Source organism: Sorangium sp. So ce295 (genome assembly GCF_051527405.1).
GTDB lineage: Bacteria > Myxococcota_A > Polyangia > Polyangiales > Polyangiaceae > Sorangium > Sorangium cellulosum_B.
In genome coordinates, this window is the sequence record NZ_CP150324.1 from 8,608,929 (window position 1) to 8,630,450 (window position 21,522).

Below are 21,522 nucleotides of genomic sequence, written 5' to 3' on the forward strand. Positions count from 1 at the left end.
CCTGTTGAACCGGGTGGGACGGGTTCAGTAGCTTCGAGCTCTATCGAGGCTGCGAGTCGCCGCGCGTGCACGGAGGGGCGCGCGGAACGTGATCGGCGCGCGGGCGTCGCACGGTTCGGGTTGCGGCGCACCAACCTAGGAGTCAGCCGGTGGCTTTCTATCAAGACCCCCCCACACTCGGGAACCAGTACGACGATGACCGCGTGCTGCGGTCCTACCTCGCGCGGGCCCTGCCGCGCGAGGTGGCCGCGTCGATAACGCCTTCGCTGCGGGAGATGGGCGAGCTCGCCGGCGGCCGCCTGTACCAGCTGCAGCTCGCCGATCGCGCGAACGAGCCGAAGCTCACGTCATGGGACGCCTGGGGCAGGCGCATCGACCATGTCGAGGTGACCGAGCTCTGGAAGGAGGCGGCCCGGATCGCGTGCGAACACGGGGTCGTCGCCACGGCCTACGAGCGGGCGCACGGCGCGTTCTCGCGCGTCCATCAGTTCGCGCTGGCGTACCTCTTCGACGCGTCGAGCGACGTGTACACGTGCCCGCTCGCGATGACCGACGGCGCCGCGCGGACGCTCCTCGCGAGCGACAACCGCGCGCTCATCGACCGCGCTGTGCCCCGGCTCACAAGCCGCGACCCCGCCGCCGCGTGGACCTCGGGCCAGTGGATGACCGAGCGCACCGGCGGCTCGGACGTGGGGCGGAGCGAGACGGCGGCGCGCCTCGGCTCCGACGGGGCCTACCGGCTGCACGGGACGAAGTGGTTCGCCTCGTCGACCACCTCGGAGATGGCGCTCACGCTCGCGCGCCCCGAGGGCAACCCGGAGGGCAGCCGCGGGCTCGCCCTCTTCTACGTGGAGCTCGCGGGCGAGGCGGGGCGCCGGGAGGGCGTGCTGATCAACCGGCTGAAGGACAAGCTCGGCACCCGCAAGGTGCCGACCGCCGAGCTCACGCTCGACGGCGTCCTCGCCACGCCGGTGGCGGGCCTGTCGAACGGCGTCCGGGCGATCGCGCCGATGCTCAACGTGACGCGCACCTGGAACGCGATCGGCGCCATCGCCGGGATGCGCCGGGGGCTCGCGCTGGCGCGCTCGTACGCCCAGAGCCGAGTCCAGTTCGGCACGACGCTGGCGGAGAAGCCGCTGCACATGGACACGCTCGCCGAGCTCCAGGCCGAGTTCGAGGGCGCCTTCCACCTGACCTTCCGCGCGATCGAGCTGCTCGGGCGCGAGGAGACGGGCTCGCTCACCGACTCGGAGGCGAAGCTGCTGCGGCTGATCATCCCGCTCGCGAAGCTCACGACCGCCAAGCAGGCGGTGTCGGTGCTGAGCGAGGTGCTCGAGGCGTTCGGCGGGGCCGGCTACGTCGAGGACACGGGGCTGCCGCGCCTGCTCCGGGACGCGCAGGTCCTCACGATCTGGGAGGGCACGACGAACGTGCTCGCCCTCGACGCGCTGCGGGTGATCCTGAAGGACGGCTCGCTCGACATCCTCGCGGCCGAGGTCGCGCGCCTCCTGACCGGCGTCGTCGAGCCGAAGCTCGCCGAGGCCGAGACGTCCGCGTCGCGCGCGGTGTCCCACGCCCGCGCGTGGATCAAGGAGATGGCCTCCGCCGACCGCCCCGGCCTCGAGGCGGGCGCCCGCCGGGTCGCGATCACCCTGGGCCGGGCGCTGCAGCTCGCCCTGCTCGTGCGACACGCCGCGTGGGCCATGGACCGCGAGCGAAGCCGGACCGCGCTGGCCGCCGCCATCCAGTTCGAGCGCAACGGCGTCGACTGCATCCGGGACCACGATCGCGACACGATCGAGGCCCTCGCCGAGACGCGACAGCGACCCGATACCTGAACAAAAGGTGGGGCCTACCCACTGAACAGATCCCCTCCGGCAACCCGGGCGCGGCGACAGCGCGAGGCGGGCGTGGCGCTGCGATCTGCGCCCCGTCCGCGACCCTCGACGATTTTTCCGTGGTCGCGCCTCGTTCTGATCATACAGAATTTATCTTTGATTTCGGAAGGTTGTGGACGCACGACCGTCCTGGAAGCGGACGGCATTTGTCCTAGCGGCGTGCAAAGGCACTAGACGGGACAACCTGAACGGGCTTACAGTAATGGGGTGCTGCGGCGCTGAACGCGTGCCCGACGCGGGCGACGTGCGGGCGGGCCCGTCCATCGAGGCGGGCTCCGCCGGCGCGGCGTCCCCGGTGGGGTGAGATCCGCCTGCGCGCGCCTCCGGCGCGTGCGTGGGACTTCGTCCGCCTCCTGGACGGATGGATCGGGCTCGCGTGGGCCCGGGCACGCGTGCGGCGCGCGGCGTGGGCGAGCGCACACGACGAGCTGCGAGCTGCGAAGAGGCGAGATGAAGACGCAATACACGCTGCTGTCCGGCGAGACGGTCGAGTTCCCGACGCCGGCGGGCGAGCTGGGCGCCTTTCTGTCCCGGGTCCTGGCGGCGGGCAAGGACCCGTCGGTGTCCGATGCAGAGCTGCTCGATCTCGTGCTCGGCCCGGAGAACCCGTTGCTGGACAGGACGGCCGTCGCCGGCCGGAGCGTCGCGACCGCCGACGTGTACCGCGACCCCGCCTTCCACGTGATGCTCGACTGCGTGGCGCGGAAGCGGCTGCCGCCCGATTCGGCGGTCGTCACGCCGCGGACGCGGTTCACGATGACGGTGCCGGACGCCGCGCACCAGCTCGGCATCTCGGAGAGCGCGGTGCGCCAGGCGATCTACGCGGGGCGGCTGCGCGCGAGCAAGGAAGGGGGCACCTACTACCTCGATCCGCACTCGGTGGCGGGCTACCGCGTGAGCAAGCGGGGGCCGCGGCGCCAGGACCAGATGGCGAAGGGACCGCCCGGGGCCGCGCTCGACGCGCGCATCGGCTCGGGGCCGGACGCGAGCTTCCGGGTGAAGCACAGCCGCGACGACTTCGAGCTGTCGGAGAAGCGCGGCCCCGAGTGGACGGGGATGATCCCGGCGGGGTGGCGGCGGATCGCGGCGCTCGGCACGACGAAGGACCGGTCGCGCTACTGGGAGATCGAGCCCGCCGAGGGCGAGAGCGTGCTGCACTTCGAGGGCTTCTACCTGCGCGGCGGCTTCCGCATCGTGGAGACCGTGAGCACGTCGCCGCGGGCCGTGGCGGCGTTCAAGGACTTCCAGCCGCGATGAGCGCGGGCAGCTGGGGCGCGACGAGCGCGGGAAGCGGAGCGCGACGAGAGTGCGCGTCGCGGGCGCGCGGTGAACGCGGGGCGCGGTCGCCGGATCAGAAGCGGGCCTGGAAGGTCGTGCCGAGGCCGAAGAAGTCGGGGTTCACGAAGGTGCGCAGGGCCACGGTGCCCTCGGAGGGATCGCGCTCCATGAACGTGCCGTTGTTGTCACGCACGTACTGAGCCCACGCGACCGCGGAGAGGATCTCGCTGATATCCCACTTGAGGCTCGCGCGGAGCTGGAAGATCGGGACGGCGGAGGTGTTGAAGGGGAGGATCGACACATTGCCCTGCTCTCGGACGACGGACGTGCGCGCGATCACCGCGCTCATGGCGTCGACGGACATCGTCCTGAACGCGGCGGGGAACTGCAGGCCGACGCCGAGGCCGGGCGTGAGCCGCGCGGACGCGAGGTGGTAGTCGGCCGCGAGCGCGAAGAAGAGCTCGTCGGCCGTCGAGGTCTGGGCGGTCTTCGGGATCGTCTGGAAGGGGATGAAGCTCGGCTGGTTGCGCAGCACGAACGGCAGGTCGCGGTAGACGCCCGTGACGCTCGCGCGCGCATATCCGGACTTGACGACCGCCTGGAGGGCGCCGGCGCGTGCCGGCTGGTGGGCGGTGGCGCCGGCAGATTCGAAGTCCTTGAGGTTCTGAAAGAGGTTCGTCGCCTCGAGGATTACCGCCCATGTCGTCTTGCCCGGCGCGTACGCCTCGGGCTTGAAGAGGATCTGCGGCTTGTTGGGATCGTTGCGATAGAGGAGGAAGTCGATCGACTGCGGGATGGGCTCGTTCCTGGCGTGCGCGACGATGCGGGCCGAGGCGCCGTAGGTGTAGACCGGGTCGCCGGCGACATCGGGCAACTCGAAGCGGCCCTGCTGGAAGTAGCCGGCGCCGAGGTCGACGTGAACGCAGGGGTGGAGCTCGGCTTCCCCGCCAAGGAGAAAGCCGTAGTTGGTCTGAGCGATCGGGATCTCCTCGGTCTCGCTCGTGCCCGGGGTGAGCACCTTCTGGACCTGGGTGAGGCTCGCGATCTTGAACCCCGCGTACACGCTGAACCGGTCGGCATCGAGCTGGACCTTCGCGCCGGGCGCGGGTCCGATGATGCGCGGGAAGATGGACTGGTTGATGGAGGCGTTCGTCCCGCCCCACGAGATCTCGTAGAGATAGCCGAGACGAAACCGGTCCGTGTCGATGGGCCAGAGCGTGACACCGACGCCGGTCTTCCCCTCTGCCCTGCCGCCTATGTGATAGAAGGCGCGAATGAACGATCCGGCGTCGTAAAACGCCTGATTGAGGTTGTTGTTGTTCCTGGACAGCGCGGCGAGATCGACGCGCAGGATCAGCGAAGCCTCGGTGTCCAGCCGCGCGATGAACCCCGGCATCCGCTTGTAGAGCGCGAGGTGCGTCAGGTTCTCGCGCCCGGTGAAGCGGGAGTTGAGGTTGTCGAAGAAGAGCCGGTATTGCTTCCGATCGCCGACGCTGAGGTTGGGCGAGAGCGGCTGTGCCTGGCCCGTGTCGTGGAGCAGGTCGTCGTCGCCGAGCGTCCACGTGAGGCGCGTGTCCATCGCGTCCCCCGCGCGGACGGGCGGCTCGGTGGCCGCTGGCGGGAGGTAGGGTTCGATCCGCGAGAGGGTTGGGACAACGGGGGCGGGGGCGGGCTGCGAGATTGGAGGCGGCGTGGCCGGCGCCGCGGCCGCCGGGGCCGGCGCGGCCTGGTCCGAGCCTGGCGCGTCGGGCGCCGGGGCCGGCGCGGCCTGGTGCGGGCTCGGCGCCGCCGGCGGCGGCTGCGGCTGGCCCAGCGCCGGCGGCGTGAGCGTGAACAGCAAGGCCGCGGAGGCAGCAGGGGCGAGGAGCGCGCTTCGGTGCATGGCGGGCGGTGGCTTTCCTGGGCCTGGGTGAACCGGCGGGCGCGGCGCGGCCGCGGCGAAGGCGAGGAGGTGGCTAGTCGGTCTCCGCGTCGTCGTTGTCGAGGCTGCGCGTCCGGACGCAGGCCTCCTTCGAGGGCTTCGTGGCAGACGCGCAGCCGGGCGCCCCGCAGACGAGGTCGTCCGGACAGCGGGCTTCGATCGTCCAGTTCAGCGCGCCGCCCGAGAAGTTCCGGAGCGTGCCAGTCACCGCGTCGATCACCTCGCCCCGGTGCGACGGCGGATCGAAGGCGCTCACCGTGCCCGTCTGGATCTGGATCCTGCTCGACCCGTCCGTGATCTTGTAGTTGCCGCGCGCGGAGTAGCTCGTCCACTCGCTGCACTCGGGGTCGTCCGAGCACGCGTTCACGCAGCTCCTCTCGGCCTGGCTCTCGAAATCAACCTGCCCGTCGCCGTTCAGATCGCAGTTCGACTGCTCCGCGGCGAAGACGTTGTCCCTCGCGGGCCTCGGACCGAAGCGCTCGCCGATGTGGAACCCCTCGACGCGCACGAGCCCGCTCTCGAGGCGCTCCATGGCCAACGCGCCGGCGATCGTCGGACCGTCGAGCACCGTCGGCTCCGGGACCAGGCACTCCGCTCCTCCCAGCGCGCGCGCGATCTCGTACGAAGGGAACGAGAGCTGGGTGAAGCCGAAGAACTCGTCGACGGTGCCCGCGAGGTACTCGAGCCGATCGCAGACACGCAGGTTGGCAGGTGTGTTGAAATTGTACGCGAAGAGGTGGTTGAAGCCGCTGGCCTGGCCGGCCAGATCGGTGACGTAGAAGCCGTCGCTCGAGACACGCGTGACGACGACCTGCTGGGGCGCCGCGGTGTCGATCCGCATCGCTTCGGACGGGTAGGGTGTTGCCGAGCCGCCGCCCTGCACGTCGGCGATGCGCGGCGAGGCGTAGGCGACCGGCTTCGAGACGCCGGCGCTGAAGGAGCCGCCCTCCTCGGTGTCGTCGTCCGCGAAGGCGCACCCGGGATCGGCGGGGAAATCGACGAGCACGTCGCCCGGCGCATCGTCGTTGACGCCGTTGGCGCACGCGGGGCGGTCGCCCCGGGACGCGGGCCGGTAGCCGAGGTCCTCGACCCACAGCCGGACGGGCCCGTAGACGGCCGTCACGTGGGCGATCCCCTCGGCGACGCCGTCCCGCAGGCGGATGTTGCGGCCGACCGCGACGCCCTCGTCGTCCGCCTCGACGTCGAGCACCGCCCCGGGATCGACGCTCAGCCTGACCATGCCGTCGAAGGGCGTCCGGCGGCCGGCAGCGTCGCGCGCCTCGATCCTGAACGACCAGGCGTCCACCGCGTCGCCGCGGTTGGCCGGCAGCGGCGCCTCCGGGGAGGGGGGCGCTTCCCCGTTCACCTGCACGACCTGGACCCAGAAGCTCGAGACGCCCGGGGGCGGCCCGCCGTCGCTGCCGCACCCGGCGAGCGCGGCGGCCGCGAGCGCCCCTCGGCGCCTCGCCCGCGGCGTCACTGGCCCACCATCCGCAAGCGGCCGTCGGAGAAGTTGCCGAGCCGCCGGTCGACGCACGCCAGGTACTTGCACTGCTCGCCCGCGGCGCTGCACGGGGCGAGCGCGCTCTCGCACTGCTCCCGCACCCAGTCGGTCGGCGCCTCGGCGCAGACGTCGCGCTGGTAGGCGGCGACGTCATCGCGGCAGCGCGCGAGCACACACGCGCCCCGGGAGCACGGCGCCTCGCCGGTCTTGCACGCCCGCCCCTCGACCACCGACTCGGGGCACGCGCAGACGAAGCCCTCGCCCACGCCCGCGCAATCGGCGTCCCGCGCGCACGACGCGAGCTCGCCGCGCTCGTCCGCGCCGCACGGGCTGCCCGCGCGGATGGCGTCGATCAGCGCGTCGCGCTGCTGCACCTGGGTGTCGAGCTGCGTCGTGTTGCGCTGGAGCACGCGGAACCCGCTGCCGCCCTGGGCGAGGTAGCTCGACGTCGCCAGCTCGTAGGTCGCGATCGGATCGAGCGGCTGCCAGCAGCGCCTCGCCTCGACGTCGCAGCTGCCCTCCTCGCCGCCCGGACAGTCGGCGTCGCCGTTCGGGCACGCGATCGCCGGCTGGCGCGCGCCGATGTACACGTGGGTCGCGACGCCGGACGCGGCGCCGTCGGCCGAGCGCGCGGCGCAGTCGATGACGACCCGCGCGCCCGCGATCTGCGCCTGCGAGGCGCACCCGCGGCCGCTCGATCGGCGCGCCACGAAGTCGAAGAGCTCCTGCACCTCGAGGCCGGAGAGCTGCATCTTCGAGATCGAGTTGTCGAAGGGGAAGACGTTGAACATCTGCTCGATCGTCACCGGGCCGGGCACGAGGTCGGCGCGGATGCCCGTCGTGTTCGTGAGCGCGAAATCGGCCTGGATGCCGAGGCGCAGCCACATCGCCCCGGCGATGAGGTTGCCCAGCGGCGAGTCGCCGCCGCTCGCCGAGGCGCGGCGGGAGCCGCCCGGCGCGTAGCCGACCAGGAGATCGAGGTTCGCGAGCGCGTCGAGCCCCTGCGCGTACGGCTCGAGCGCCGAGGCGACGATCGGATCGGCGGGCACGCCCTCGGTCACCGGGAAGAGCTCGTACCGGTCCGAGAGCACCTCGAAGCCGTTCAGCGGGTCGTAGCCGCCCCCGAGCTCGGAGGCGTCCCTGGACAGCACGAGGTCGAGCCGCCCGACGAACTTCGCGAACGCGCCGGAGTGCGCGAGCAGCACGTCGCGGGGCGCGCAGTAACGCCGGCGCTTCGCGCCCTCCCCGGGCGAGCGCTCGTCGTTCAGGAGGATGTAGTGGCGCTGCTCCTGCTCGTCGTAGTACCGCGAGCAGTCGCGGACGCGCTTCGGCGGCTGGAGGACGATGTGGTTGTGCCCGCCGAGCACGACGTCGATGCCCGTCGTGGTCTCGATCATCCGCTCGTCGCCGTCGAGGCCGAGGTGGGTGACGAAGACGATGGCGTCCACCGTGGGGCGGAGCAGGTCGACGTAGAACTGGGCGACCTCGGTCGTGTTCAGCGGGGTGACGCCGAGCCGGTTCGGCGCCTCGAAGATCGACGTCAGGCTGGAGAGGTTGCCCATCCCGACGACGCCGACCTTGAGGCCCTCGAGGTCGAAGACCGTGAACGGCTGCAGGATGGCGCCGAGCGGAGAGGCGCCGGGCTGCGCGGGGTCCTCGAGCTGGTAGTTCGCCGCGAGGACGGGGAAGCCGGCGTTCTGCTGGAGCTGGATACCGAGGTTCAGCGCGCCGCGGTCGAACTCGTGGTTGGCGACGATCATGGCGTCGACGCCCATGGCGCCGAGGGCGCGGATCTCCGCCTCTCCCGAGTAGAAATTGAAGATCGGCGCCCCCTGGAAGCAGTCGCCGCCGTCGAGGTGAAGCGCGCGCGACGACCGGGCACGCTCGCGCCCGAGGAGATGGGACATGCGCGCGGCGCCGCCGACGTTCGCGATCGAGGCCGCCGCGCCGAGGCCGAGCCCCGCGTCCACCTGGCCGAGCTGCAGGTTGTACGGGAAGAGCCGCGAGTGGATGTCCGACGTGTGGAGCAGCGTCAGGTGCACCTGCCCGACGAGCCGCGTCGGCGGCGCCTCCTCCTCGCAGCCCGCCGCGCACAGGCCGAGCGCCACCGCGCAGGCGGCCAGCGCGCGCGCCACCCCGGACGCGACCGGCGCCGCAGGCGTCGGCCCCACCGCACCCAGCGCGCCGCTCACCGCGTGGCGCGCTCTCCCGTGAGCAGGTCGTAGAGGTCCGGCGCGAACGAGGCGGCGACGCAGCACTCGACCTCCTCCGCCGTCGCGCAGGCGAGCGCCTCCGCCGCGACCGCCTCGGCCTCGGCGACCGTCACGCGCCGGAGCGTCTCCTTGATCTCCGGGATCGCCGCCGCCTCCATCGAGAAGTCGCGGAGGCCGAGGCCGAGCAGCAGCAGGGCGGCGAGCGGATCGCTCGCCATCGCGCCGCAGAGGGAGACCGGCCTGCCGAAATCCTGGCCTGCCTGGATCACCTTCGTGATCAGCCGCAGGATCGACGGATCGAACGGCGAGGCCAGGTAGGCGAGCGAGCGGCTGGTCCGGTCGACCGCGAGCGCGTACTGGATCAGATCGTTCGTCCCGAGGCTCAGGAACGCGGCCTCGCGCGCGAAATGGTCGACCATGATCGCCGCCGAGGGCACCTCGATCATCACGCCGAGCGGGATCTCGTCGGCGCACGCCTGGCCGCGGGCGCGCACCTGCTCCTGCGCGCGGCGCAGCAGCGCGCGCACCTGCCGGAGCTCGCCGAGGCCCGCGACCATGGGGATCATGATCCTCACGTCGCCGTAGGCGGAGGCGCGCACCATGGCGCGGAGGTGCTCGAGGAAGACGTCGGGGCGAGAGAGCGCGAGCCGGACCGCGCGGAGGCCGAGCATCGGGTTCATCTCGGGCGGCACCTGGAACGTGGAGACGAACTTGTCGCCGCCGATGTCGAACGTGCGCAGCGTGACCGGCTTCGGGCGGAGCGCCTCGACGACGGCGCGGAAGATCTCGAACTGCTGGTCCTCCGAGGGCGGGGACGTGCGGTCGATGTAGAGGAACTCGGTCCGGTAGAGGCCGATGCCGTCGGCGCCCTGGTCGCGCGCGAGGATCGCCTCGGCCGGGAGCTCGACGTTCGCCCGGAGCGACACCTTGACGCCGTCCTTCGACTGGGCGGCCCGGTGCCTGGACTCCGAGAGCTCCTTGCCGAGCGCGACGTAGCGCTCGGCGCGGGCGCGCGCGTCCGCGAGCTCGGCCGGGCCGGGGCGAACGACGACCGTGCCGCGCAGCCCGTCGATCACCACGAGGTCGCCCGTGATCACGCGCTGCAGGACGTCGCTGACGCCGACCACGGCCGGGATCTCCAGCGCGCGCGCCATGATGGAGGTGTGGCTCGTGCGGGTGCCGACCTCGGTGACGAAGCCGACGACCGGCTCGTCGACCATCGCCGCGGTGTCGGCCGGCGACAGGTCGTGCGCGATGAGGATCGTCGGCCCGGAGAAGCGCGGGAGCGCCGCGCCGAACGTCGCCGGCATGGCGATCGAGTTCTGCAGCTCGATCAGGCTGCGCGTGGAGAGCGGCGAGGTGTCGCGCGAGGACGGCGGCTCCTGGGGCGGGAGGCTGAACGCGCGCACGAGGCGCTCGCCGACGAACAGGACGTCGTGGCTGCGCTCGCGCAGGTACGGGTCGTCGAGCGCGGCGAAGCGGCCGGCGATCGCCTCGCACGCGGTCGCCACCGCCCACTCGGCGCAGCGGCGCTCCTCGGTGACCTGGCGCTTCACGGCGTCGGCGAGCGCCTCGTCGCCGAGCATCAGCAGGTAGGCTTCGAGGATCGACGCCTCGGCGCGGTGATCGCCGATGCGCTTCGCCATGTCGCGCAGCTCGTCCTGCGCGCGCTCGACCGCTGCCTCGAAGCGCTCGAGCTCCGCCGCGATCTCGCTGGGGCCGACGCGGCGGCGCGGGTGGTTCGTCCGGTGCCCGCCCATCACGACGGCCGCGCCGATGGCGACCCCGGGGGACCCGGCGATGCCCCGCAGCGTCTCCGTCCGGACGCCGGGCGGCATCGAGTCGACCCGGGCGCCGGACGCCGCCGAGCCGCTCCGGACGGCGTCCGCCGGGGCGGGATGCTCGTCCGGGGCGTCCGACGAGAGCGCGCTCGGGCCGCGCGTCACTCGTGCTCTCCGAAGCGCCCCGCGATCAGCGCGCCGATGGCGGAGACGGCGTCGGCCGCCTGATCGCCCGTCGCGCTCACCTCGATCTGGGTGCCCATCGACCCGCAGAGCAGGAGCACGCCCATCACGCTCTTCGCGTTGGCCGACTGCCCGTCCGGCCCGGTCAGCGAGATCTCGCAGTCGTAACGCCCCGCGAGCTGCACGAGCTTCGTCGCGGCGCGCGCGTGGAGCCCGCGCACATTGATGATGGTGAATCGTCTCGTTACCGCCTCGGTCGTCACCGCTCGCCCCCCGTCACGCTCGTGTCCGACGCCGGGCGAGGCTCCGACGGGGCCGCTCCCGGCTGCGCCAGCCGGAGATCCACGCCGGGCGCCCCGGCCATGCCCTCTCCCACCCCCGAGGGTACACCACTCGTGCTCACCCGGGCGACGTCCCGGTGCACGACCGTGATGGGCAGCCCCGTCTTCCGCCGCAGGCTGTCGCTGAGCGCGTTGGTGAGCACGACGGAGCGGTGCCGGCCGCCGGTGCATCCGATGCCGACGGTGAGGTAGCTCTTTCCTTCGCTGGCGTAGCGCGGCATGCAGAACGAGAGGAGCTGCTCTGTCCTGCAGATGAACTCGAGGGCATCCGGGTTCTTCAGGATGTACTCCCGCACCGGCTCGTCGTTCCCCGTGAGCTCGCGGAGGCCGTGGACGAAATACGGGTTGTCGAGGAAGCGGACGTCGAAGAGCAGATCGGCGTCGAGCGGGATGCCGTACTTGTAACCGAACGAGACGAACCGGGTGGACATCCGGGGCACCTCGACCTTCGCGGGGCGCAGCCGCTCGATGACGACGCGGCGCAGGTCGTGCGTCGACAGCCGGGTCGTGTCGAGCTCGATGGTCGCCCTGGCCCGCAGCGACGCGAGCCGCTCGCGCTCCAGGAGGACGCCGTCGAGCATCGCGATGGCGCCGCTGCCGCCGGTCGTCAGCGGGTGCGGGCGCCGCGTCTCGCTGAAGCGCCGGAGCAGCGTCTCGTCCGAGGCGTCGAGGAAGAGGATCACCACGTCCCGTCCGGTCCGGATCGAGTCGAGCGCCGCCGTGGCGCCCGCCAGGAAGGAGCCCACCCGGACGTCGATGCCGAGCCCGATCCGGGTGATCCCGCCCGCCTCGCACGCCTCGACCGCCGGCTGCACCAGCGACGTGGGCAGGTTGTCCACGCAGAAGAAGCCGAGGTCCTCCAGGGCGTGGAGCGCCGTCGACTTGCCCGCGCCGGAGAGGCCCGTGACGACGACGACGCGCCCCGGCGCGCCGTCGGGCCCGTGCAGGCCGTGCTGCTGCTGATCGCCTCCGTTGCTCACCCTCGCCTCCTCGGCCGCGGCAGGCTCACGGACGACTCCGTGGGGCTGAACCCGGAGCTCGGGCGATCGGGGGGCGGCCTGCCCCGATCCACGGGCGGCCGGAAGGCGCTGCTCGGGGGGTTCGGCGCGTCCACGCCGCGGCCGGGCGGCGGCGGCGGCCGCGGCGGGCCGGGCGGCGGGGCGCTCCGCGAGGCGCCTTCCTCTGCGAGCCTCGCCGGCGGCGGGATCGACGACTCCTCCGGCGAGCGCTCGCGGAGCAGCTCGCCCTCGACGTTGCCGAAGAACTCGCGGGCCGCGTGGAACCCGGCGTTCTTCAGGAGCTCGTTGCGGGCGGCGACCTCGAGGATCGACGCCATGTCGCGGCCCGGGCGCACCGGGATGACGAGCTCGCGGATCTTCACGCCGAGGATGGTGTGGTACCGCTCGTCCAGCCCGAGCCGATCGTACTCGGTGTCCTTCGACCACTCGACGAGCTTCACCACGACGTCGATCCGCTTGCGCTCGCGGATCGACGTGACGCCGAAGAGGTCCTTCACGTTGAGGATGCCGAGGCCACGCACCTCGAGGTGATACCGGAGGAGCTCCGCCGGGGCGCCGAAGACCATGCCGGGAGGGCGGTAATCGCACTCCACGGCGTCGTCGGCCACGAGCCGGTGGCCGCGCATCACGAGATCGAGCGCGCACTCGCTCTTGCCGATCGCGCTCGACCCCATGAGAAGGAGGCCCACGCCGAAGACGTCGACGAGCACGCCGTGCAGCCGCAGGCGCGGCGCCAGGCGATCGTCGAGCAGCGCGTGCAGCGCGGTGATCGTGGCGCTCGACCGCACCGCCGAGACGAGGAGCGGCGTCCCGGTCTCCTCGGCGCACTGCGCGAGCTCCGGCACAGGGACGAACCCGATGCCGGAGCCGTTCGCCTCGAACGGCTGGTCGCCCTGCGTGAGGATGACGCAACACAGGCCGAGCTCGAAGAAGCCGCGCAGCGACAGGAGCCGGTCCTCGCGGGAGAGCTTGTGGAGGAACGAGAGCTCGGTCTGCCCGAGGATCTGCACCCGCGTCGGGACGATGCCGTGGAAGTGGCCGACGAGCGCGAGCCCGGACTTCTGGATGCGGGTGTTCATGATGGGCCTGTCGAGGCCCGCGGCGCCGGCGATGAGCGTGAGGTCGATGCCGAGCCCCTCGTCGGCCATCAGGCTCCGCACCGCGATGGCGGGGCGGTCCGCCCGGCCACCGCGGATCGAGGGGGGCATCCGGCCGCCCCCTTCCCCTTCCTGTCCGCCGCTGCGCGGGCCGCTCATGACACCGACCTCCCTTCCTCGGCGGCGATGAGCTCGAACGCCGCGCGCCCGGTCGAGGCGCCGAGCAGCCGCCGCCTGAACGTCTCGTCCCGCAACAGGCGGGAGATGCGCGCCAGCGTCTTGAGGTGCTCGCCCGTGGCGCGCTTCGGCCCGATCACGGCGACGAGGATGGACACCGGCGCCCCGTCGATCGCGTCGAAGTCGATCGGCTTCGGGCAGATCAGGACCGCGCCGATCAGCCGGTCGACGCCCTCCATCGCGCCGTGGGGGATGGCCACGCCGCTCCCGACGCCGGTGGACTGCAGGCGCTCGCGCTCGCCGAGCACCCGCTCGATGTCATCGGCCTTGACCCCCGGCTGTCCTGCCGTGAGCAGGGCGGCGAGCCGGCGGAGCGCGTCCGTCTTGGAGCGGACGACCCCCTCCTGCTCGCTGGCGACGGATACCTGGTGCGCGGTCAAGATGTCGCGGACTTGCATGCTGATTTCGGCGCTCGGGCGAGGTGAGAGGGCTCAGGAACGGCGCACGTGGCACGGTCGGCGCGGCGCTCGGCCAGGGCCAAGCGAGCCGATGTGGCCATCGTACCCTGGGGACTTCGGGTGCGCGACTCAAGGACGCTATCGCGGCGAGCGGCCCCGGAGGGAGCGTTCTTCGCGTTCTTCGCGCCGCGATCGCTGGGCGACCGCCGCGCCGCTCCAGGCAGGCCCCCCGGCAGGTCGGGCATGCGCAGGGGTGAGCTGATGGAGACGAGCGCGCGTCGCCGCCGCGCCCGCCGCGCTCGCCGCGGCGACTCACGCGGAGGGAGCGCGCCGCCTCGCCCGCGAGCGGCGGCTCACAGGATGGGACCGCGCCGCGCCGCGCCGGCGGGCGCGGCGGCCCTCGCTCCGGTTCGCGCGTCGCGCCTCGGCGACGCGCGCGGCGGCTTCACGATCGGGTGCGTCCCGTCGCGGCCACCGCCTCGCGCTCCACCTCGACGGCGTACTCGCCGGCGCTCGTGCCGCCGCGCTTCCGCGCGATGGTGTGACCCTTCCCATCCCGGATCTGCCGCTCGAGCTTGTCGTGGACCATGTCGATCGACGCGTACATGTCCTCACCCCGCTCGGTCGCATGGAAGGCTAGACTGCCGGAGGAGAGGCGAACGTCGGCGACGTGCGTCAGACCCTCGACGGAGAGGGTGACCTGCGCCGTCATCGCCTGCCTAAGGAACTTCTGGAGCTTGGCCACCTTCTCATGAGCGTAATTCTTCACGGCGTCGGTACCCACCATATGGCGGAACGTGATCGTGATGTTCATCGGGTCCAGCCTTCCTTCCCTGATGCGTAGATGAAACAATCGACTACGGCTACAGAGCACCCCTCCATCTGCATCGTAACACTGATGTAGAGCTCTGGTCTGCACTCAACGGCGCAGCGCTCTCGTTTTGTTTGGCGTCGTTCCGCTTCTGCGTGGGTTGCCGCGTCTTGCGCCAGCCTGCCGCAGCTTGCCACCTCTCGCGCACCTCGTCGTGCCTGCGCGTCACCGTGGTTTGCCGCGCTGCGTCCTGCGCGGCCAGCGCTCCTCCTCTTCAACAAGCCTTGGCACGCCCCGCTTGTTCCAGCGCCCGGCGCACCGTGTGCGGGGCGTGGCCCGAGGTCAGCGCGATCTCGCCGATCGTGGGTGTGCGCCCGAGCTCGGCCGCGAGCCGCCTCGCGCTCGCGACGACGGCGCGGAGCACCTCGACATCGCCCCGATCGAGCGGCTCGGCGACCCGGAGGCCCTCGGACTCGAGCCGGTCGATGATGTACTCGACCTCCTCGTACGAGACCGCCCGGCGGTCGACGACTTCGGCGATGTCGTTGAGGTCCACCCGACCGGTCGCCCGATGGCGTGTAAGGAGCTCCTGGATCATGTCGTCGATGACAGGCGGCACGGCGCTAGCGTGCCACCTTCGCGCAGGCCGCGCACGCGCCCGCGCGGGCGAAAGCGGCCCCGAGAGCCGAGCGCGAGACCGAGCTGATCGAGCGCCCCGGCGCCGCGCTTCCCGGCCCTCCCCGCGCGGAGCTTGGCCAGCCGGCTCGCCCGGCGCGGGCCCGCCGCCGCATCACACCTCCTCATCACGGCGCGCCACGGTAGACCGCACCTCACCTCGTGTCGCCACGCTCGCCACGATGGACGTCTTCATCTGTTCAGCGATGTTTCCGCCAGGATGCGCGATGCATGATAGAAATGGACGCGTCATCGGGCGGATACACATCAGGAGATCTTCCATGCGCTGGGCCCCTCCCGAATCGCGATCGCGCTATGCGATCCGCGACCATATCGAAGCAAACCTGGATCCGGTCAAGGATCATCAGGAGATCGCATTTCTCTCGACGTGCTATGATTTCCCGTGGGACACGCAGCACGCCCTCGAGCTCGCGCTGTTCCGTGTCTTCGGGATCGCCAAGGGCACACCTCTCCTGGTGCAGACAGGGGAGTTCCTCCAGCGCACCCAGAAGCGCTACGACGACACCGTCCTCATCCTCTCCGAGATGCTGGAGAACGGATACGACAGCGAGCGCGGCCGGGCGGCGCTGCGGCGCATGAACCGGCAGCACGGGCGTTACGCCATCCCGAACGACGAGTACCTGTACACGCTGTCGACGTTCATCTTCGAGCCCATCCGCTGGAACGAGCGCTTCGCCTGGCGCGCGCTGCTCGAAAAGGAGAAGCTCGCGGCCTACCATTACTGGAAGCAGGTCGGGACGCTGATGAACATCAAGGATATCCCGCCGAGCTACGAGGCGTTCGAGCGGTTCAACCTCGATTACGAGGCGGAGCACCTGCGGTTCTCGGAGGACAACCGGAAGCTCGCCATCGCGACGCGGGACCTCGTGCTGGGCTGGGCGCTGCCGAGAGCGCTGCGGCCGCTCGGGGCGCCGGTCCTCCATGCGATGATCGATGATCGCATGCTCGACGCCGTCGGGCTGCCGCGGCCTCCGCCCGGGCTGCGCAACCTCGTGCAGGCGGCCCTCCGCGCGCGCGGCCCGCTCTTGCGGGCCATGCCGCGCCGGCGCTCGCCGCGCCTGCTCACTCAGCTGAGGAACCGCACGTACCCGGACGGCTACCGTATCGAGGATCTCGGCGCGCGGTGACCAGCGCAGCTCCACGGGCCGGCGAGCCGAGCCGCCGCGCCGGGCGAGCGGCTGCCTGCTGGCTCAAGGCTGCCTGCTGGCTCAAGGCTGCCTGCTGGCTCAAGGCTGCCTGCTGGCTCAAGGCTGCCTGCTGGCTCAAGGCTGCCTGCCGGCTCAAGGCTGCCTGCCGGCTCAGGGCAGCTGGCGCCGCAGGAACTTGAGCGCCTCCCGGGCAGCGCGGTTCACCGGCTCGTAGGCGTCCGGGGTCGTCCTGAGCGGGGCGCCGATCGGCTCGCCGGGGCGGACGCCGAGGATGCGCTCGACGTCCTCCAGGAGCGATTGCATCGAGTCATAGCGGTTCCCGGGGGCCTTGCGGAGCGCGGTGGCGACCAGCGCCTCGATCCGCCGATCGATGCCGGGCCGGATCGAGCTGAGCCGGGGGGCCGGGGTGCAGGCGTGCTGGGCGACGACCACCACGTCGTCTGGCGAGGAGAACGGCAGCTGGCCGGCGAGCATGCGGAACATGGTGACGCCGAGGGCATAGATGTCGGTGCGGCCGTCGATGGGATCGGCGAGGGCCTGCTCCGGAGCCATGTAGGGGACCGTGCCCAGCACGAGACCGGCGGCGGTGGTGGGGCCCGTCTTCAGCTTCGCGAAGCCGAAATCCATCATCTTGAGCACGCGCGGGCCGCCCTGGGAGCGGACGAGGAACAGGTTGTCCGGCTTCACGTCGCGGTGGATGACGCCGGCCGCGTGCGCCGAGGCGAGCGCCGACGCCGCCTGCCGTATCAGCGGGAGCGCGACGGCCTCGCTCACGGCCACCTCGCGGCGGAGCAGGACGCCGAGCGACTCGCCGGTGAGCAGCTCGAGCACGATGAACGGGGACCCGTCCTTGCGCTCGCCCGCGTCGAGGACCCGGATGATGTTGGGGTGCCCGAGCTCGGCCGCCGCCTCGAGCTCGCGGAGGAACCGCTCGCGCTGGGCCCGATCGGCGGCGAAGCTGCGGTTCAGGATCTTGATCGCGACCTGCTCCTTCGTGCGGCTGTCCGCCGCGAGGTACACGCGCGACATGCCGCCGGCGCCGATGAAGCCCTGGATCACATAGCGATCCTCGAGGATGGCGCCGAACTGCCGCGTCGGCTGCGCCGGCGGCGGCGCGGCCGACAGCGACTGGACGAGGCGCGCGCCGTCGTCGGGGCAGAAGCCGTACGAGCGATCGGTGTACGCGCGGTGGCAGCGCGGGCAAATCATGGGACCCGGGTCATGATGGCGGCGGGGGCGGGGATCCTCAAGGGACTTGCGGGCGGGCGGCGCGCGGCGCCGCTCCCGGCGAGGTGGATCGCGGCACGCACCTCGGCTATGCGTGCGCCTTTCCTCGTCGACGCGACGATTCACCCCGAGATCGAGAGACAGCCCGTGACCTCACAGAAGCACCCTGCGACCCTCATCCCCGGCGACGGCATCGGCCCCGAGATCGTGGACGCGACGCTGCGCGCCCTCGACGCGCTCGGCGCGCCTTTTGAATGGGAGACGTGCGTGGCCGGCATGGCCGGCGTCAAGGACGCGGGCGACCCGCTGCCGCGGGCCACGCTCGACAGCATCCACCGCACGCAGCTCGCGCTCAAGGGGCCGCTCGAGACGCCGATCGGCGGCGGGTACCGCTCGTCCAACGTGCGCCTGCGGCAGGAGTTCAAGCTCTTCGCCAACGTGCGCCCCGCGCGGACGCTGATCCCGGGCGGCCGCTTCGAGAACATCGACATCGTGCTCGTGCGGGAGAACCTCGAGGGCCTCTACGTCGGCTTCGAGCACTACATCCCGATCGGCAGCGACGAGCACGCGGTGGCGATCGGCTCGGGCGTGAACACCCGGGTCGGCTCGCGCCGCATCGCCGAGTTCGCCTACGACTACGCCGAGAAGAACGGCCGCAAGAAGGTCACCATCGTCCACAAGGCGAACATCATGAAGGCGCTCACGGGCATCTTCCTGGAGACGTCGCGCGAGGTGAGCAAGGGCTACGAGGGCCGCGTGGCGACCGACGAGCGGATCGTGGACGCGTGCGCGATGCAGCTCGTGCTGAACCCGTGGCAGTTCGACGTCATCGTCACGACGAACCTCTTCGGGGACATCCTCTCGGACGAGATCGCGGGCCTCATCGGCGGCCTCGGCATGGCGCCGGGGGCGAACATCGGCCAGCACGCCGCGATCTTCGAGGCGGTGCACGGCTCGGCGCCGGACATCGCCGGCAAGGGCGTGGCGAACCCGATCGCGCTCATGCTCGCCGCCGCGATGATGCTCGACCACGTGGGCCACCGGGAGCTCGCCGTCCGCCTGCGCGCCGGGATCGACGGGGCGCTGAACCTGGACGGGGTCCGCACCCGCGATCTGGGCGGCAAGGCGGACACGAAGACGCTCACCGACGCCATCGTGGCGCGCATCAAGAACGGCTGAGCGGGCGACGTCATCACGGCTGTCCTCGCGCCTTCGCCGCGGCGCAGGCCGTGGTGGCCCGCGGGCTCAGCCGCCGCGCGAGAGCGGGAGCGTGAAGTGGAAGGACGTCGTCTCGTCCGGCTCGCTCTGCGCCCAGATCCTGCCTCCGTGCGCCTCGACGATGCCCTTGCAGATGTAGAGCCCGAGCCCCGTGCCGGGCGGGCGGCTCCTGGATGGATCCGACGAGAGCCGCTGGAAGCGCTGGAACAGCCTCGGCAGCTCGTCCGGGGAGATCCCGGGCCCGCGGTTCTCGACGGCGACCTCGAGCTCGGCGTCGCGGAGAGAGAGCGTCACGCGGATCGGCGCCTCGGGGTCGCCGTACTTGGCGGCGTTGAGAAGGAGGTTTCCGAGCACCTGGTCCATGCGCGCCGCGTCCGCGTGGACGGGCGGCACGTCGTCGGCGGCGGTGAGCACGACGGCGCGCTCCGGCCGCTCCGTAGCAGCGAGCTCGACGGCGGCGTGGAGGAGGGCGCGCAGATCGGTCGGCCGCCGATCGAGGGAGAAGCGCCGCGCCTCGAGCTTGGAGGCGTCGAGCAGGTCCTCGGTCATCCGCTCGAGGCGCTGGACGCTGGCAAGGATCTTCCCGCTCCACGCCTGGATTCCGGCGTCTCCGGATCGGCGCGACAGCATGCCCGCGCACGCGGTGATCGCGGTGAGCGGCTGCTTGAGATCGTGCGCCACGATGGAGAGCCATTCCTCGCGGAGCCGCTCGCGCTCCATGAAATGGGTGATGTCTTCGTAGCTGGCGATGGCGCCCAGGATCACCCCTTGGTCGTCGCGGACCGGGCCTGCGCTGACCACGACGGGGATGTTGGTCCCGTCGGGCCTCTGGAGATACAGCTCGGCGCAGATCGTCCCCTCGCCGCGCGCCGCGCGGACGAGGGGCATCTCGTGGTGCGAGAGCGGCCGTCCGGTCGGCTCGCACAGGCGCGCGTGCTGGGGAGCCCCGAACGTCATGAGGGGGTGCGGGCCGGCGCAGAGCAGCTCGCAGCGGCGGCTCGCGACGAGCGAGCGTCTTCCGCGCTCATCGAAGACGGCGATGGCGACGGGGAAGTCCTCGATGATGCTGCGCAGCCACTGCTGCTCCGCCGCGAGCCGGTCCTCTGCCTCCCGGCGCGCGGTCTGGGCGTCCCGGAGGAGGGCCTCGGCGCGCTGCTGCGCCGGAGAGCTCGCGCCGCCGGCGTCGTCGGGCCCGCGGTGGTGGAGCTCGGTTCGCTTGTCGACCTCGCGCTCGGCGGACCCGAGCGCGAGGGCGAAGAGGGCGCCGAGCGCCTGGACGCGCGGGATGAGCTCGTGCGGTGTCGGGCTGCGTTCGCCGAAGGCGCAGGTGAGGACGCCCAACGGCCGCCCGGCGCCGAGCAGGGGTGCCGCCATCACCCAGCACGGCCTCAGGCAGGCGTCGAGGGCGCGGACGTCGGAGAGGCGCTCGATGACCGCCGCATCCGCCGCGGTGTGCTCGATGCGGCAGCTCTCTGCGGCGCGCAGGACGAGGGACGGGGTGCTCGTGAGATCGTCGAGCGCGCCGGCGAGCGCGCCGGGCAGGCCGGAATAGGCGAGCAGGCGGACATGGAGCGCCCGCTCGGTCGGCGAGCGCACCCCGTGGAGGAGCGCGATGTCGGCGCCGAGCAGCCGGACCGCCTGCTGGACGATGGTGTTGTGGATCTGCTGCGGGTCGAGCGTCCCGGCGAGCGCGGCGCACGCCTCGACGACCGCCTCTGCCAGCTGGGCCGCGGGAGCGAGCTCTCCGTTCGCGGCGGAGAGCTGGTCGTTCGCCGAGATCGTCGTCACGCGTCCCTCGAAGCCTTGGCCTAGCATCTGCTGGGAGAGGTGCCGCTCGAGCGGATGGGGTGACGTACCGGTCGAACGGAACGGCCGAGCGGGCGGAGGCTCGCGTGAGTGGCGCTCATCGGGGGGGCGGGTCAAAGCGGCGCTTCGCCCAGCTCACGAGCGGGCTGTTGTCCCGGGCCCGCACGGCGCCGGGCGCGCCGCGGCGCTTCCGCCAGTCGCCCTCGCGGACGCGCCGGCACCCGGCCGCCTGCTCCATCGAGAGGAGGTATGCCTGGGCTTCCCGCCCGCCGGCGAGGCGGACGGGGGCTCGCCGGTGCAAGATCGGGTGTCCACGGTGGACGTCGAGCGCGGCGAGCGCGGCCGGCGCGATGGCGTAGAGCTCGCCGGTCACGGCGACGAGCCCGCCTTGGACGAGAGCGCCGGTCGTGCCCAGATCGACGAGCGCGTACTCGGGGGTCGTGGTCGCCTCTCCGAGCGGGCGGGCTGTCGCGAGCCATTCGTGCTGCTCCTCGCCCTTCATGAGGTTGTCGTAAACGAAGAGCACCATCTCATGGGTCGTCATTGGCGTGGTCCTCGGGACGGGCTCTGCGGCCCGGCTCCGACGCTCGCAAAGCGAGGGCGCGAGCGCAAGGCTGCTCGGAGCGACGCAGGCGAGGCCGTGGCGAGACTGTAGTCCCAGAGGAATGTTGCACCTGTGTACCTCTGGAGAGCTGCAGTTCTTGTGGAGGATCCGCCAATTCCAAGGCGCCTCCACCACTGCCGAC

At 71.9% G+C, this 21,522-nt stretch carries 17 protein-coding genes; 4 read left to right on the forward strand and 13 right to left on the reverse strand.

Annotation, left to right across the window (positions count from 1 at the left end; genetic code table 11):
• The first annotated feature begins 149 nt into the window (after positions 1-149).
• Positions 150-1,838 (forward strand): acyl-CoA dehydrogenase family protein, encoded by a 1,689-nt coding sequence (locus tag WMF11_RS32565; protein ID WP_437903144.1) that lies wholly within the window; start codon positions 150-152, stop codon positions 1,836-1,838.
• A 510-nt stretch (positions 1,839-2,348) separates the two neighbouring features.
• Positions 2,349-3,155: a helix-turn-helix domain-containing protein gene (locus WMF11_RS32570; protein ID WP_437903145.1), complete on the forward strand. Its 807-nt coding sequence runs from the start codon at positions 2,349-2,351 to the stop codon at positions 3,153-3,155.
• 94 nt (positions 3,156-3,249) lie between these two features.
• Here WMF11_RS32570 and WMF11_RS32575 read toward each other — a convergent pair whose 3' ends face one another.
• From WMF11_RS32575 to WMF11_RS32620, 10 genes are all read right to left on the reverse strand, one after another.
• Positions 3,250-5,058, reverse strand: coding sequence for a hypothetical protein (locus WMF11_RS32575; RefSeq protein WP_437973519.1), 1,809 nt, complete (start codon positions 5,056-5,058; stop codon positions 3,250-3,252).
• Between the two features lie 73 nt (positions 5,059-5,131).
• Positions 5,132-6,577 carry a hypothetical protein gene (locus WMF11_RS32580; RefSeq protein WP_437973520.1) on the reverse strand — a complete coding sequence of 482 codons (1,446 nt, stop codon included), beginning with the start codon at positions 6,575-6,577 and terminating at the stop codon, positions 5,132-5,134.
• Positions 6,574-8,793 (reverse strand): bifunctional metallophosphatase/5'-nucleotidase, encoded by a 2,220-nt coding sequence (locus WMF11_RS32585; protein ID WP_437973521.1) that lies wholly within the window; start codon positions 8,791-8,793, stop codon positions 6,574-6,576. Before WMF11_RS32585 ends, WMF11_RS32580 begins: the two co-directional genes overlap by 4 nt.
• A complete protein-coding gene (gene ptsP, locus WMF11_RS32590; RefSeq protein ID WP_437973522.1) occupies positions 8,790-10,760 on the reverse strand; it encodes a phosphoenolpyruvate--protein phosphotransferase in 1,971 nt (656 codons plus the stop codon). The genes WMF11_RS32585 and ptsP overlap by 4 nt, the downstream gene beginning before the upstream one ends.
• Positions 10,757-11,041, reverse strand: coding sequence for an HPr family phosphocarrier protein (locus WMF11_RS32595; protein WP_437973523.1), 285 nt, complete (start codon positions 11,039-11,041; stop codon positions 10,757-10,759). The genes ptsP and WMF11_RS32595 overlap by 4 nt, the downstream gene beginning before the upstream one ends.
• Positions 11,038-12,099 (reverse strand): RNase adapter RapZ, encoded by a 1,062-nt coding sequence (rapZ, locus tag WMF11_RS32600; protein ID WP_437542654.1) that lies wholly within the window; start codon positions 12,097-12,099, stop codon positions 11,038-11,040. Before rapZ ends, WMF11_RS32595 begins: the two co-directional genes overlap by 4 nt.
• Positions 12,096-13,394, reverse strand: coding sequence for an HPr(Ser) kinase/phosphatase (gene hprK / locus WMF11_RS32605; RefSeq protein WP_437542655.1), 1,299 nt, complete (start codon positions 13,392-13,394; stop codon positions 12,096-12,098). The genes rapZ and hprK overlap by 4 nt, the downstream gene beginning before the upstream one ends.
• Positions 13,391-13,870, reverse strand: a complete 480-nt coding sequence (locus WMF11_RS32610; RefSeq protein WP_437542656.1) for a PTS sugar transporter subunit IIA — start codon at positions 13,868-13,870, stop codon at positions 13,391-13,393. Before WMF11_RS32610 ends, hprK begins: the two co-directional genes overlap by 4 nt.
• A gap of 445 nt (positions 13,871-14,315) precedes the next feature.
• Positions 14,316-14,684 carry a ribosome hibernation-promoting factor, HPF/YfiA family gene (gene hpf, locus WMF11_RS32615; protein ID WP_012238397.1) on the reverse strand — a complete coding sequence of 123 codons (369 nt, stop codon included), beginning with the start codon at positions 14,682-14,684 and terminating at the stop codon, positions 14,316-14,318.
• A gap of 271 nt (positions 14,685-14,955) precedes the next feature.
• A complete protein-coding gene (locus WMF11_RS32620) occupies positions 14,956-15,300 on the reverse strand; it encodes a sigma-70 domain-containing protein (RefSeq protein ID WP_437973524.1) in 345 nt (114 codons plus the stop codon).
• Positions 15,301-15,637: 337 nt separating this feature from the next.
• Between WMF11_RS32620 and WMF11_RS32625 the strand changes: the two genes are divergently transcribed.
• Positions 15,638-16,504, forward strand: coding sequence for an oxygenase MpaB family protein (locus WMF11_RS32625; RefSeq protein ID WP_437903153.1), 867 nt, complete (start codon positions 15,638-15,640; stop codon positions 16,502-16,504).
• Positions 16,505-16,675: 171 nt separating this feature from the next.
• Here the strand turns inward: WMF11_RS32625 and WMF11_RS32630 are convergent, their stop codons facing one another.
• Positions 16,676-17,734, reverse strand: coding sequence for a serine/threonine-protein kinase (locus tag WMF11_RS32630; protein WP_437542659.1), 1,059 nt, complete (start codon positions 17,732-17,734; stop codon positions 16,676-16,678).
• A gap of 165 nt (positions 17,735-17,899) precedes the next feature.
• On the opposite strand from WMF11_RS32630, the gene WMF11_RS32635 reads away from it, so the two are divergent.
• Positions 17,900-18,931, forward strand: a complete 1,032-nt coding sequence (locus WMF11_RS32635) for an isocitrate/isopropylmalate dehydrogenase family protein (RefSeq protein ID WP_437903155.1) — start codon at positions 17,900-17,902, stop codon at positions 18,929-18,931.
• A 66-nt stretch (positions 18,932-18,997) separates the two neighbouring features.
• Here the strand turns inward: WMF11_RS32635 and WMF11_RS32640 are convergent, their stop codons facing one another.
• Entirely contained in the window at positions 18,998-20,758 is a 1,761-nt protein-coding gene (locus tag WMF11_RS32640; RefSeq protein ID WP_437973525.1) for an ATP-binding protein, read from the reverse strand.
• A gap of 115 nt (positions 20,759-20,873) precedes the next feature.
• Positions 20,874-21,320, reverse strand: a complete 447-nt coding sequence (locus tag WMF11_RS32645) for a gamma-glutamylcyclotransferase family protein (protein ID WP_437973526.1) — start codon at positions 21,318-21,320, stop codon at positions 20,874-20,876.
• Between the last annotated feature and the right edge of the window lie 202 nt (positions 21,321-21,522).